We start from the raw sequence: 13,717 nt of genomic DNA on the forward strand, positions 1-13,717 counted from the left end.
TTCCGGCAATTTTGTGTATAAGGGCAGCGGGGCTAAGGGAAAATTCGGGAAGCTTATGCGGCAACTGCTTGCATCATTTATACTGTCTGGCGCGCTTCTGGGCGCGGCATCTCCTGCGCTTGCGGAAGATGTGAAGCTGGTGATGGCCGGCGCGGCTATCCCCAAGGTTTTTGAGCCCGGCAAGGGCGGCCCCTATAACGCCTTCTATGATGATGTGGTCGCCAAGGCGCCGGTTCAGCTCGATATGGTGATGTTGCCGGTGAAACGCCTGGCACGCTCTTTCTTCGAAAAGCAAGTCGACTGCATGTATATGGCTACCGACGACAAGACCTTCTATATCCAGAACGGCGTGCCGCTTGAGACACTGACGGTGGCAAAGCCCTTCAATCGTCTGTTCATGCGCGCTTACAGCAGGCCGGGTGGTACACCGCCGGGCAATTGGGCGGCGTTCGACGGTAAACTGATTGCGGGGGACGAGGGCATCCACGTAAGCACTATTGCCCAGCGCACGCTGCCGTTTGCCAAACGCATGCTCTATACCAAGTCGGTGGATGAGGCGTTTGAGCTTTTGGCCGCAGGCCGCGTGGATGTGGCGATCGCCTATTCGATTGACGCGCGCCAGTATTTCACCCGTGCGCAGAAGCCAGCTTTCCCGGCAGACAAGAGCTTTTCCTTGCTGACATTGGGGGAGGGGGTCACCTGCTGGCCGTCTTTAGAGGCCAGCAAGCTGGTAGAGTATCTGGATGCGGTGGTCGAACGACTTCATACCGATGGTACGCTTTTAAGCCGCTATGGCTTTGAGCTGCACGACTGACGCACAGCTCACCGTTTTTTGTGATCACAATTCCCGTGCAAGGCCGAGCAGATAGAGCTGATCGGCGGCAATTGTGGCGCCTGCCACAGCCGTAATCTGGCCTGGCCCTTCATAATGCGGGGCCACTTCCACCTGGTCTGCGCCCTTGATGTTGAGGCCCGCAAGCCCCTGCAGGACGTGCCGCGCGTACGCCGTGTTCGGACCACCCGAAACCGGCGTGCCGGTTGCTGGCGCATAAGCCGGGTCGAGGAAGTCGATATCGAAGGTCACATAGGCCGGATGGTCGCCAACCCGGTCGCGAATGGCCTTGGCCACGTCGGCTGCGGGTGTGCGTAGGCAGTGGTCCGCATCCAAAATCAGGATGCCATGGGTTTCCGGGTTCGGTGTGCGCAGGCCCACCTGCACACTGCGAGCGGGGTCAATAATGCCTTCCTTGATGGCATGATAGAACATGGTGCCGTGGTTGAGGTCTTCGTCCACCCAGGTGTCGGAATGCGCATCAAAGTGAATGAGCGCCATGGGGCCATACTTCTCGGCATGCGCCCGCAACAGCGGCAGGCTGACAAAATGATCGCCGCCGATCGACAGGAGGCTGGCGCCCGTGTCCAGCACCTGCTTTGCCTTGGCTTCCACAGCCGGGCACAGCCGGTCAGGGTAGGCGGTGAAGCCGGTGACATCGCCCAGGTCCTTGACCACATGGCGGTCGCGTACGTCATGATCCCACGGGAATACGCCCCATTCGAACTCGCCTACAGCCAGGGAAAGCTCGCGCACCGCGCGCGGACCAAATCGGGCGCCTGGTCGGCCCGTCGTACCCAGGTCATAGGGAATGCCGATAACGGCAATATCCACACCTTGGGGGCCATCGGCATAGCCGACACGCATAAAGCTTTGTTCACCTGAGTAGGCATCGTTCCAGGACGTCAATTTGGTCTCCTAAGATAAATATCGCAGCAGCATAAAATGTGATCACATTTTTGTCCAGAGGGAAAGCATCTGCGCCTCGAAAGCATGATCAGACATTTGGGTGTGCTGCAATTGAATTTGGTGGCCATGCAATAAAATTACAAAAAATGATCAAAAAACTATGCATTAGTTATCGACACGGTGGGGGCGCATCGCTAAAGTCGCGCACAGATTTGAAGACCAAATCGGGCATTGCCCGAAACCAGTGGAGAGCCTGATGGCCCAGTATCGTTCCCGCACATCAACCCACGGCCGCAACATGGCAGGTGCCCGCGCACTCTGGCGCGCGACCGGCATGAAGGATGAGGATTTCCAGAAGCCGATTGTAGCCGTGGTCAACAGCTTCACGCAGTTTGTGCCGGGCCATGTGCATCTGAAGGACCTGGGCCAGATGGTGGCGCGCGAGATCGAGGCGTCGGGCGGTGTGGCGAAGGAATTCAACACCATCGCCGTCGATGACGGCATCGCCATGGGCCACGACGGCATGCTCTATAGCCTGCCAAGCCGGGAGATCATCGCCGACAGCGTTGAATATATGGCCAACGCCCACTGCGCCGATGCGCTTGTGTGCATCTCCAACTGCGACAAGATCACGCCGGGCATGCTGATGGCAGCGCTGCGGCTCAACATCCCAGCTGTGTTTGTGTCCGGCGGCCCGATGGAAGCGGGCGAGGCGGACTATGACGGGGAAACCCACAAACTGGACCTGGTGGATGCCATGGTCCAGGCAGCTGACCCCAATGTGTCGGACGAGCAGGTTGCCGCGGTCGAACGTTCCGCCTGCCCGACATGTGGCTCCTGTTCAGGTATGTTCACGGCGAACAGCATGAACTGCCTGACAGAAGCCCTGGGGCTCAGCCTGCCGGGGAACGGCACGACACTGGCGACCCATTCTGACCGCAAGGAACTGTTCCTGACGGCGGCCCGGCTGATTGTGGACATTTCCAAGCGCTATTATGGTGGCGGGGATGAAAGCGTGTTGCCGCGCAATGTTGCCAACTTTGGTGCGTTTGAAAACGCCATGGCGCTGGATATCGCCATGGGCGGCTCAACCAACACGGTGCTGCATATCCTGGCCGCCGCGCAGGAAGCCGAGCTTGATTTCACCATGGAAGACATTGACCGGCTGTCAAGGAAAGTGCCGAACCTCTGTAAGGTCGCGCCGGCCACTGACAAATATCACATTCAGGATGTGCACCGCGCTGGAGGCATCTTCAGCATCCTGGGCGAACTGGGCCGCGCGGGCCTGATCAACACCGATTGCACCACGGTGCACACAGCCACCATGGGCGAAGCGCTGGCGCGCTATGACGTGCGCGTGTCGAACGACGGGGACCTGCACCATTTCTTCAAGGCTGCCCCCGGCGGTGTGCCCACACAGGTCGCCTTCAGCCAATCCAAGCGCTATGACGCGCTGGACCTGGACCGCGAGAATGGCTGCATCCGCGCGAAAGAGCACGCCTACAGCCAGGATGGTGGGCTTGCCGTGCTGTACGGCAACATTGCCGAAGAGGGCTGTATCGTGAAAACAGCGGGCGTTGATGAAAGCATTCTGAAGTTCACGGGGCGTGCCCGCATTTGCGAAAGCCAGGACGCATCGGTGGAAGCCATCCTCGCCGGCGAAGTGGTCAAGGGGGACGTGGTGGTTATCCGCTACGAGGGCCCGCGTGGCGGCCCGGGCATGCAGGAAATGCTCTATCCAACCAGTTACCTGAAGTCCATGGGGCTGGGTAAAGACTGTGCGCTTCTGACGGACGGGCGTTTTTCGGGCGGCACGTCGGGCCTGTCGATCGGCCACGCAAGCCCTGAGGCCGCGGAAGGCGGCGCCATCGGTCTGGTGGAAGAGGGCGATACGATCGAGATCGATATCCCCAGCCGGTCCATCAATGTGATGGTGTCGAACGAGGAATTGGCCTCCCGCCGCAAAGCCATGGAGGCTAAAGGCGCGGCCGCCTGGAAGCCAGTGGCTCCACGGACGCGGAAAGTATCAAAAGCACTGAAGGCCTATGCAGCCATGGCGACATCTGCTAGCAAAGGCGCCGTTCGGGACGTATCTGCTTTTGAATAGGACTTTTTATGACATTTCGTCAGGCGCGGGCTACTGATCACGCCCGTCTTTTCGATATCTGGCACGCGGCTGTCGTGGCCACGCATCATTTCCTGAGCGAGGCCGACCTGGCCGAAATCGCCGGGGTGGTGAAAGACCAATATCTGCCGAACGCCGACTTCTCTGTATTTGCAGATGCCTCTGATCGGCCGCTTGGCTTCATGGGCTGCACCGACAATAACATTGATGCGCTTTTCATTGACCCTGCGGCCCACGGGCAAGGCATCGGCAAACAGTTTATCGCCAAGATGAAGGAACTGTTCGACACCGTCACTGTACAGGTGAATGAACAGCAGCCACAGGCCCATGCTTTCTATAAGGCATGCGGCTTTGTGGATGTCCGCCGCGATCCGCTTGATGATGCCGGGCGCCCGTTCCCGATCATTCATATGGCATGGCGTAAAGCTTCCTAACCTTCATTGGTTCAGAAAAAAGCTGTTTGCCGTTGCGGGCGCGCAGGCTAGTCTGCGTCCAAGCTAGATATTTGTTGGGGGATTATGATGAAACAGATACCGATTTTGGCCATTGTGAAGCAGTCGCTGGCGATGCCATTTTCCAGGCCTCTTGAAATTTTTAAGGCCTTGGGCCTTTTTGCTGCAGCCTTCCTGTTTATGTCGCTATTGATTGCGGTCGCCATGATTGTGTCGGGCGACCCTGCCTTGTTCCAGGAGCTGGGGCAAGGCGGCGGTGAGCCGACAGAGGCGACCATTGAAGGCATGGCAGAACTGATGCTTGGGTTGGCCCCTGCGTTATTGCTTGGGCTCGCAGTGATGCTGATGGTGGCCGCTCACGTCTTCAATTTTTGGGTTCGGGCGGGTGCTTTTGGCGTTGAGAATGCCAAGTTTGAAACTTTTGGCAAAGCCCTGTCAGCGGCAGGGATCAACGCCCTGAAATTCTTCGCCCTCTCCCTGCTGTTGGGGGTTGCCAGCTTCGTTGCCTTTTTCGTTCTGCAGGCCCTTGGGCTGTCGGTTGGTTTTGCCAAGCAAATGGAACTGGCCATGTCCAACGATATTGCCGCGGCGACCAAGGCCGGGCTGATGAACCAGATCGTCATGACTGTGGTAACTTGCGGTATATATTCCTGGGTATCGGCCAACCTGACCCAAACTGCGGTCGGTGAGGATAGGGAAGGTCTTCAGCATCCTCACGTCATGGACTTCGGGATTGTCCTGTTCCTCCTGTATGTAATTGTGCTTGTTCCGCAGGTACTTTTAAGCCTGACGGGGAACCCACTGCTGATGACCGTCGTCTATTGGCCGATGCTTCTTTTCATAACGCTGGCGATCGGCGTGGCCCACGGCATTCGCTACCGCATCTGCATGGCGGAAAACGAACAGAAGGTGTTCGAATAGGCCTTCGTTCCTGACGAAAAGGTCAACGAAAACCGGGGTTTTCCCCGGTTTTTTTATGCAGCAAGGCTTGACCGGTGCGCCCTCCTGCGCCATATCCGCATCCTGATTGCTTTTGAGAGGGCCCTGACATTGACACAACCAAGCCTCGACGGCGCGCTGCGCCAATTCATGTATGGCAAACTGCACCGTGTGACGGTGACAGGGGCCGACCTGGACTATATTGGTTCTATCACAGTGGACCCTGTGCTTCTGCGCGCATCCGGCATTCTGCCACACACACAGGTGGATGTGGTGAATATCACTAACGGGGAACGTATCCAGACATATGTGATCGAAGGCACGGAAGGCTCTGGCGTGATTTGCCTGAACGGTGCGGCAGCGCACCAGTTCTCTAAAGGCGATCTGGCCATCATCATGGGCTATGAGGCGGTACCGGCGAACCAGCTGCCGGGTCGGATTTCCCGCGCCGTGCATGTGGACGCCAAAAACCAGATCGTGGACATGGACGAATATGTCACGCCGGGGCTTGATGGCCTGGGTAGTCCGGCTGCCAATCGCGAATTCGAAAAATACGAGACCGTAGACGCTTAAGAAGCGGCTGATCTGCTAGTCGAGGGCCACGTCCAGATCCACCCAGATGGGGGTATGGTCGCTGGCCTTTTCCTTGCCCCGCGGGGCCCGGTCAACCTGGCAGTCACGCAGGATATCGGCGGCCTGTGGTGACAGCAGCAGGTGGTCGATCCGGATGCCGTGGTCTTTCTGCCAGGCGCCGCGCTGATAATCCCAGAAGGTATAGGCCTCGCCCTTCGGCTTGACCTGCCTGAGCGCATCCAGATACCCCAGGTGCCACAGGCTTTTCAGGCGCGCCCGGCTTTCGGGCTGCGTCAGCGCATCATCCACCCAGGCGGCGGGGTTGTGACAGTCTTCATCAAACGGGATGACGTTATAGTCACCGGCCAGCACGATCGGCATCTCTTTTTCAAGCAGACGCTCGGCGTGGGCAATCAACCGGTCCATCCACTGGAGCTTATATTCGAACTTCGGGCCCGGTTGCGGGTTGCCGTTCGGCAAGTAAATAGAGGCCACGCGCACACCCTTGATTGTGGCTTCAATATAGCGTGCCTGTTCGTCTTCCGTTTCCTCGCCACCATCAAGGGCGGGAAGGCCGCGCCGGATATCCTCAATCGGGTGCTTCGAGATCAGCGCCACGCCGTTGAAGCTTTTCTGGCCGTGCGTTTCAACATGCCAGCCCTTTTCTTCAATCTCCAGGCGCGGGAAATTATCGTCCACGCTCTTGATCTCCTGCAGGCAGGCGACATCAGGCGAAAATTCATCCAGCCACTCAAGAAGCCGGGGCAGGCGCGCCTTGACGCCATTGATGTTGAAGCTGGCAATTTTCATCTGATATCCCTCGGCAATGCTAGTTTTTGTTTTCGGAACATAATTCTTCCACCTCACGAATGGTCATATCTTCCGTGATCAATCCTTCGGAGAAGCAGGATGGGGTGGCTTGATAGTGATAGACACCAATAGCGCCAACGATACAGGCAGCAAAGCAGATATCAATGACCGGGTTGATCTTTTTAGGGTCTTCCTGAGGCTTCACCCGATCGATAAAATTATTCGCGAGAAGCACAGGTAATGAGAAGAGGGCAAGTCCTGAGACAAACAACAGAAGCGATGGCCAGACACCGTTTGCGATCTCTGACGCGATCATGATCCCTACCATGACGACCATAGCTGGCCAAATCCGCGAGGGTGCGGGCCACTGTTTTCTTTGAAGCAGGATCAGGACGGCAATTGGAGCCAGAATTGTGGCAAACAGATACAGCACTCTCGCGCCTTAGACTGAGAAAGAAGAGCCGCAGCCACAGGAAGCGGTTGCGTTCGGGTTTTTCACCTGGAAGGAGGCGCCGACCAGGTCTTCGACAAAATCGACCTCAGCGCCGGAGATATAGAGGAGCGACATGGGGTCGACCAGCATGGTCACACCGTCGCGTTCAACAACGATATCGTCGTCTTTCTGCTGTTCATCGAAGTCAAAGCCATACTGGAATCCGCTGCAGCCGCCGCCAGAGATGGTCAGGCGCAGTTTCAGGTTTGGATTGCCCTGCTGTTCGATCAGCGCTTTAACGCGCGCTGCGGCTTTTTCACTGAGCCCAACGGGGGGCTGATTATCGGTCATGCTTGTTCGCCATGGTTTTCTTGATCAGTCATGCCCCATATGTAGGGACCATAGGCCCAATGGTCAATTCACGAGCGCGATATAATTGAGGTATATTCAGGCGGTCGGCTCGTTTGGCTGATCGCCGGTCATTTCCTCAAGGGGGAAAACCAGCTCCAGCTTGCGCGTCTTGCTGAAGTCGAAAGCCAGCATCAGCGTGTCCAGCACATCGGCGTCGCCATTGTGCGAGAAGGGCAGCACCAGCGCCGTGAAGGGGATGCTTGCGCTTTCCGCGGGCTGGAAGTTGCCTTTGAAATAGATCGGGCCATTTGCCTTGGACGCGCGGTTGAGCATGTCATGAATGATCTGCTTCACAGCGGCATCAGGCGGTGACACCAGCCGGTCATGTGTGCCCTGAAGTTTCAGGACTTCCGAAACCGTGGCGCCGGTGAGCCTGTCGTCATAATCATTGGAGCCGGCTATGGAGACAATGGCCAGCTGCGGCAGAAATTTCGGGAACTTCTGCGGGCGGAACTCACGCTTGTCTGGATATTTTCGGTTGTGTTGGATCTCACGCCAATGGTTGAGCAAGTCCTGCTGAAACCTGGCTTCTAACGCGGGTTGGTCGTTACCAATGCTGTCAGCGTTTTCGATCATCCTGATATAATAATTAAAAAAGCATTAACACACAAGGCATGAGTTAACTATTCGTTAATACTTTTGCAAATGCAGCAATCCGGGGCGGTCGGCGAGGGGCATTCCGGGGCAATCCTTAGCCAAAAAAAATGAAAGAGTTGCCCTTCGTCAGGGGCGGGGATAATGTGCCCAAAACCACCAACCTATTCGGGCTGCCTGTGCCTCAGGCAACCTGAGCCCAAGGAGAAAGACATGTACGATAGTTTGCCACGCTATGAAGACACACTGGCCCCTTATGCGTGCCGTCCTTCAGAAAGCCGTGGTCGTGTCTTTAAGGAACCGGAAACGCCGAATCGCAGCTGTTACCAGCGCGACCGCGACCGGGTGATCCATTCCTCGAGCTTCCGCAGGCTCAAGCACAAGACGCAGGTCTTTGTTTATCACGAAGGTGACCATTTCCGCACGCGCCTGACCCACTCGCTTGAAGTGGCGCAGATCGCGCGGTCTGTATGCCGGTCGATGCACCTGAATGAAGATTTGGGTGAGGCGCTGGCGCTGGCGCATGATCTTGGCCATCCGCCTTTTGGTCACGTGGGCGAGACCGTTCTGAATGAATGCATGAAGGATTACGATGGGTTCGACCATAACGCCCAGGCGCTTCGCCTTCTGACGCGCCTTGAGCACCGCTATGCGTCCTTTGAAGGCCTGAACCTGACGTGGGAAACGCTCGAAGGCCTCGCAAAACACAATGGCCCGCTTGTGGATGCGGCGATTGATCACAAAAAGCCACCAGCCCAGCTGTCGTTCGGCTTCCGGGATTACCTGCCGGAAAATGACTTGGAGCTGCACACTTATGCGTCCGCCGAAGCACAGATTGCGGCGCTGGCGGATGATATCGCTTATTCATCCCACGATCTGGATGACGGCCTACGCGCGGGCCTGTTTGAGTTCGACGAGTTGAAGAAAATTCCTGTAGTAGCGCAGGTGCTGGATGAGGTGAAGTGGACCTATCCGAACGCGTCCAAGGATGTGATGATCCACGAGCTTGTCCGACGAATGATCAACCGGATGGTGGCGGATATGATGGTGGAAAGCGGGCGGCGCATCGAAAGGCTTGCGCCCACGTCCCCTGACGATATCCGCAATGCAGGCCAGCCCACGATTGCCTTTGGCAAGGATATGGGCGAGGCGGTGAAGGAGCTGAAGTCCTTCCTGTTTGAGCGCATGTATCGCCACTATCTGGTTAACCGTATGGCCAGTAAGGCAAAAAGGGTGGTATCGGACCTGTTCGATCTGTATATCACCGAACCAGAATGTTTGCCGACTGAATGGAACGAGCGTGCGCAGGGCGCCGGAACGCCGGAAACGGCCCGGGTGGTTGCCGACTTTATCGCCGGCATGACCGACCGCTTCGCCTTCCGCGAGCACGCCAAACTGTTTGATTTGAACCGAGTATCACTATGAATGTTTTTACCGAGTTTCGGGCCGCGATTGATGCGGTCCTGAGTGACCTTGCCGCAAAGGGCGAGCTGCCGTCCGATATGGACACCTCCAACGTGGCGGTGGAGCCGCCGCGCGATGCAAGCCACGGCGATATTGCGACCAACGCGGCGCTTGTGCTGTCCAAGCAGGCGGGCAAGAACCCGCGCGAGATTGCAGGGCTGCTGGCCCCGGCGCTTGAAGCGCTTGATGCGGTTGAAAGCGTGGACGTTGCAGGGCCCGGCTTTATCAACCTGCGTATTGCCAAAAGCTTCTGGCAAGCTCAGGTGAAAACCATCCTGACAGAAGGCGTGGGTTACGGCGCCAGCACCATGGGCGGTAATGACAAGGTGAATGTCGAATATGTGTCTGCGAACCCGACAGGGCCGATGCATGTTGGCCACGTGCGCGGCGCCGTGTTTGGCGATGCGCTGGCGAACCTGCTGATCAAGGCGGGCTATGACGTCACCAAGGAATATTACATCAACGATGCGGGCAGCCAGATCGATACCCTGGCGCGTTCAGCGCACCTCCGCTACCAGGAAGCGCACGGCCGCGACATTGGCGAAATCCCTGAAGGGCTTTACCCAGGCGACTATCTGATTCCTGTGGGCGAAATGCTCAAGGAAAAATATGGCGACCAGTATCTGGACGCGGACGAGGGCGAATGGCTCGCGCAGTTCAAGGTTGATGCTTCGGGCGCCATGATGGAGCTGATCCGTGAAGACCTGGCGGCACTGGGTGTTGAGCACGAAGAATTTTTCTCTGAGCGGTCTTTGCATGAAAGCGGCCGTATCCCGGAAGCCATCGCGGTTTTGAAAGAGCGCGGCCATATCTATCGGGGCGTGCTGGAGCCACCGAAGGGCAAGAAGCCCGAGGACTGGGAAGAGCGCGAGCAGACTTTGTTCCGTGCGACTGATTTCGGCGATGATGTCGACCGGCCGCTGCAGAAATCCACGGGTGAGTACACGTATTTTGCTGCAGACATCGCCTATCACCACGACAAATATGTCCGTGGTTACAAGCAGATGATCGATATCCTCGGTGCCGACCACGGCGGTTATGTGAAGCGGATGCAGGCTGCAGTGAAGGCGCTGTCGGAAGACGGCACACTTGACGTGCGGCTGTGCCAGATGGTGAAGCTGTACCGTGACGGCGAGCCCTTCAAGATGTCCAAGCGGTCGGGCAACTTCATCACCCTCCGTGAGGTGGTGGACGAAGTAGGCCGTGATGTGACACGTTTCATCATGCTGACGCGCAAGAACGACGCCCACCTTGATTTCGATTTCAAGAAGGTGATGGAGCAATCGAAGGATAACCCGGTCTTTTACGTGCAATATGCCCACGCGCGGGTGTGTTCGGTACTGGCCAAGGCACAGGATGCTTTCCCGGGCCTCGATGCGACTGACGCAAGCCTTGCTGATGCGGACCTCAGCCTCCTGGCGGACGAGAATGAGATTGCCATGATCAAGCAGTGCGCGGCCTGGCCGCGCATGGTGGAAAGTGCAGCCGAAGCGCACGAACCGCACCGGATTGCGTTTTTCCTGTATGATCTGGCCTCCGAATTCCATACATTCTGGAATAAGGGGAATGACAATCATGACTTGCGCTTTATCATAGACGGCGATGAGCCGCTGACAAAAGCGCGGATGGCGCTGGTGCGCGCGGTGGCGTTGGTGATTGCCAGCGGCCTGGGCGTGTTGGGCGTAACGCCAATGGAGGAAATGCGGTAAATGAGCGAGAACGAACAGCAGGGAGCCGACAAGGATATCCCACCATGGCTTCAACCCGTCCCTGAGGAAGAGGAAGCAGCAGGCTTTTTCGAAGGCAGGAAAACGCTGGTGATCACGGCTGCAGCCGCGCTCAGCGTGGTTGTGCTGTTCGTGCTTGTGCTTCTTTATCTTTACGACAGCGCGCCTGACGGCCCGCCGCGTCATGTGGTGGCCGAAGCGACGCCGATCAAAACCAAGCCAACGGATCCGGGCGGCATGGACGTGCCAAACCAGGACAAGCAGGTGTTTGACCAGGGCGCTGCTGGCGGAAGCCTGACGCTTGCGGACCAGCCGGAAGAGCCCCTGAAGGAACTGCCTGCAGATCCGGAACCCGAAGTGGTGGATGACAGCCACGCTGAAGACGAGGCCCGGATCGCCGCCGAAGCTCAGGCGCGGGAGCAGGCTGAGGCTGAAGCGGCCAAACAGGTCGCTGCGCAAGCTGCCAAGCCTGAAGCCGAAGCTGAAAAGCCGGCTGCAGAGCCTGCAGTACCAGCGGGCGCCTTCAAGGTTCAGCTGGGGGCGTATGGGTCTGAAGAGTCCGCAGCCACAGCCTGGCGCACCATTCGCGGCAAGCACCGTGACGTGCTTGATGGCCTGTCACCGGTTTACGAATCTGTTCGCACGGGCGACCGCACGCTATACCGCCTTCGGGTTGGACCACTTGAAAGCCGCGCCGCGGCGGACGAGGTTTGCCTGGGGCTTCGGGCCCAGCAGCAGGCCTGTATCGTCGTTAATCCGTAAAAGAGTAATTTGATGATCCCAGCAATTTTCGGCTGTTCCGGCCCGGCCCTTACAGCCGAAGAGCGGGCCTTTTTCGCTAAGGTGAAACCCGCCGGGTTCATTATCTTCAAGCGCAATGTGGAAGACCCGGACCAGCTCTCAACCCTGATCAAGGAATTGAAGCTGTCCGTCGGGCGCCACAAGGTACCGATTTTGGTGGACCAGGAAGGCGGCCGCGTGCAACGCCTCACGGAGCCTTATTGGCGCAAGTATCCTGCCATGGCCACCTTCGGCGAAATGTCGAAGAAGGACCCCACCCTTGCAGCCAGCGCCCTGCGCCTGAATGTGCGGCTGATCGCCGATGACCTTCGGCGTGTGGGCATCAATGTGGATTGCCTGCCGGTGCTCGATGTGATGAACGACTGGGCAGACCCCATCGTGGGCGACCGGGCTTTTTCAAACGACCCGTCACTGGTGACTGCCATGGGGCGCATTGTCGTGGACGCCTTGATGGAAGGTGGCGTGCTGCCTGTGATCAAGCATCTGCCGGGCCACGGACGGGCCACAGCGGACAGCCATCTGGAGCTGCCGGTGGTGGACGCCACGGTGGCGGAGATGGTCGACAGCGATTTTGCGCCGTTCAAGGCCATGGCCGACGCGCCGTTCGGCATGACCGCCCACATTAAATACACAGACATTGACCCAAAACAGTGCGCCACGCTTTCCCGTGTGGTGATTGGCCGCATCATTCGCATGAAGATGGGGTTCACAGGCCTTCTGATGTCAGATGATCTGGCGATGAAGGCGCTGACCGGGGAGTTTGAGGACCGTACCCGCGGGGCATTCTCGGCGGGCTGCGACCTGGTGCTGCACTGTAACGGCAATATGGACGAGATGCAGTCCATCGCATCAGCCTGTCATGTCGCCTCAGGAAAGCTTGAGAAACGCCTGGCGACCCTTATATCCGAAGCTGACCGAGCGCCGCGCGCAGACCGGGAAGACTTGTGCCGTCGCTATGACGCGCTGATGGAAAAATTTTAGAAAAGATCTGAGGCACCCATGGATTTCCTGGCCGGAAGCATACAGCTCTTAACCGTTATGGCCCTGCCTTTTCTGCTTGCAGTAACCCTGCATGAGGCCGGTCACGCGCTTGCGGCTTACCGCTTGGGGGACCCCACAGCCAAGCTGGAAGGGCGTCTGTCACTCAACCCGGCTGTCCATATCGACCCAGTCGGTACGATTGTGATCCCGCTTGTGGCCATCCTGGCGAATTTCCCGTTCCTGATCGGCTATGCCAAGCCGGTTATGATTCAGCCGCGGTATTTCAAGAACATGAGGCGTGACATGGTTATTGTTGCGCTGGCAGGACCTTTGGGGAACCTTTTGGTGGCAATTTTCTTTGCCATTGTGCTCAAGGTCGCGATCTCGTCCGGCGCCAGCCCGGAGGGGTGGCTCTTCCAGACTGCGGTCTGGGGCGTGCGCCTGAACTGCCTGTTTATGGTGTTCAACCTGCTGCCTATTCCGCCGCTTGACGGTGCTGGCGTGGTGGAGCAATTCCTGCCGCACGACGTCGCGCAAAGTTATCGGTCAATTGCGCCCTTTGGATTTTTCATCCTTATGGGCATAATACTGGTCGCACAGGAAGTGATTACGGTACCAACCATGCTCGCAGCGGAGGGAGTGCTGACCCTGGTTGGCTTGGCATAA

At 57.7% G+C, this 13,717-nt stretch carries 15 protein-coding genes; 10 read left to right on the plus strand and 5 right to left on the minus strand.

Features of this window, described 5'->3' with window-relative positions; genetic code table 11:
- Window positions 1–55 precede the first annotated feature (55 nt).
- On the plus strand, window positions 56–814 hold the full coding sequence (locus KORLAC_RS08815) for a transporter substrate-binding domain-containing protein (protein WP_068305565.1): 759 nt from the start codon (window positions 56–58) through the stop codon (window positions 812–814).
- A gap of 24 nt (window positions 815–838) precedes the next feature.
- Here KORLAC_RS08815 and speB read toward each other — a convergent pair whose 3' ends face one another.
- Complete coding sequence (gene speB / locus KORLAC_RS08820; protein ID WP_068305567.1) at window positions 839–1,741, minus strand: agmatinase; 903 nt, start codon at window positions 1,739–1,741, stop codon at window positions 839–841.
- Window positions 1,742–1,997: 256 nt separating this feature from the next.
- Between speB and ilvD the strand changes: the two genes are divergently transcribed.
- The 4 genes from ilvD (at window position 1,998) to panD (ending at window position 5,830) form a co-directional block, all read left to right on the plus strand.
- Window positions 1,998–3,848: a dihydroxy-acid dehydratase gene (gene ilvD, locus KORLAC_RS08825; RefSeq protein WP_068305570.1), complete on the plus strand. Its 1,851-nt coding sequence runs from the start codon at window positions 1,998–2,000 to the stop codon at window positions 3,846–3,848.
- A gap of 8 nt (window positions 3,849–3,856) precedes the next feature.
- The gene (locus tag KORLAC_RS08830; protein ID WP_068305572.1) at window positions 3,857–4,300 is read left to right on the plus strand and encodes an acetyltransferase; all 444 of its coding nucleotides are present in this window, start codon (window positions 3,857–3,859) and stop codon (window positions 4,298–4,300) included.
- A gap of 87 nt (window positions 4,301–4,387) precedes the next feature.
- Window positions 4,388–5,239 carry a hypothetical protein gene (locus KORLAC_RS08835; RefSeq protein ID WP_068305573.1) on the plus strand — a complete coding sequence of 284 codons (852 nt, stop codon included), beginning with the start codon at window positions 4,388–4,390 and terminating at the stop codon, window positions 5,237–5,239.
- Between the two features lie 129 nt (window positions 5,240–5,368).
- Complete coding sequence (gene panD / locus KORLAC_RS08840; RefSeq protein WP_206594905.1) at window positions 5,369–5,830, plus strand: aspartate 1-decarboxylase; 462 nt, start codon at window positions 5,369–5,371, stop codon at window positions 5,828–5,830.
- A 15-nt stretch (window positions 5,831–5,845) separates the two neighbouring features.
- Here panD and xth read toward each other — a convergent pair whose 3' ends face one another.
- The 4 genes from xth to KORLAC_RS08860 all read right to left on the minus strand — a co-directional run bounded on the left by xth (window position 5,846) and on the right by KORLAC_RS08860 (window position 8,060).
- On the minus strand, window positions 5,846–6,640 hold the full coding sequence (xth, locus tag KORLAC_RS08845) for an exodeoxyribonuclease III (protein WP_068305574.1): 795 nt from the start codon (window positions 6,638–6,640) through the stop codon (window positions 5,846–5,848).
- A 19-nt stretch (window positions 6,641–6,659) separates the two neighbouring features.
- Window positions 6,660–7,073, minus strand: coding sequence for a hypothetical protein (locus KORLAC_RS08850; protein ID WP_068305576.1), 414 nt, complete (start codon window positions 7,071–7,073; stop codon window positions 6,660–6,662).
- A 9-nt stretch (window positions 7,074–7,082) separates the two neighbouring features.
- Window positions 7,083–7,424, minus strand: a complete 342-nt coding sequence (gene erpA, locus KORLAC_RS08855) for an iron-sulfur cluster insertion protein ErpA (protein WP_068305578.1) — start codon at window positions 7,422–7,424, stop codon at window positions 7,083–7,085.
- A gap of 96 nt (window positions 7,425–7,520) precedes the next feature.
- Window positions 7,521–8,060, minus strand: a complete 540-nt coding sequence (locus KORLAC_RS08860) for a PAS domain-containing protein (protein ID WP_068305580.1) — start codon at window positions 8,058–8,060, stop codon at window positions 7,521–7,523.
- 231 nt (window positions 8,061–8,291) lie between these two features.
- Here KORLAC_RS08860 and KORLAC_RS08865 point away from each other — a divergent pair, with 231 nt between their 5' ends.
- Genes KORLAC_RS08865 through KORLAC_RS08885 form a run of 5 tightly spaced genes read left to right on the plus strand, consistent with a single transcriptional unit; the run spans window position 8,292 to window position 13,717 of the window.
- Window positions 8,292–9,503, plus strand: coding sequence for a deoxyguanosinetriphosphate triphosphohydrolase (locus tag KORLAC_RS08865; protein ID WP_068305581.1), 1,212 nt, complete (start codon window positions 8,292–8,294; stop codon window positions 9,501–9,503).
- Complete coding sequence (argS, locus tag KORLAC_RS08870) at window positions 9,500–11,251, plus strand: arginine--tRNA ligase (RefSeq protein ID WP_068305587.1); 1,752 nt, start codon at window positions 9,500–9,502, stop codon at window positions 11,249–11,251. The genes KORLAC_RS08865 and argS overlap by 4 nt, the downstream gene beginning before the upstream one ends.
- Entirely contained in the window at window positions 11,252–12,031 is a 780-nt protein-coding gene (locus KORLAC_RS08875; RefSeq protein ID WP_068305589.1) for an SPOR domain-containing protein, read from the plus strand.
- A gap of 12 nt (window positions 12,032–12,043) precedes the next feature.
- Window positions 12,044–13,051, plus strand: a complete 1,008-nt coding sequence (gene nagZ, locus KORLAC_RS08880; protein WP_068305592.1) for a beta-N-acetylhexosaminidase — start codon at window positions 12,044–12,046, stop codon at window positions 13,049–13,051.
- 18 nt (window positions 13,052–13,069) lie between these two features.
- A complete protein-coding gene (locus tag KORLAC_RS08885; RefSeq protein WP_068305594.1) occupies window positions 13,070–13,717 on the plus strand; it encodes a site-2 protease family protein in 648 nt (215 codons plus the stop codon).

Source organism: Kordiimonas lacus (assembly GCF_001550055.1).
Classification (GTDB): Bacteria; Pseudomonadota; Alphaproteobacteria; order Sphingomonadales; family Kordiimonadaceae; genus Kordiimonas; species Kordiimonas lacus.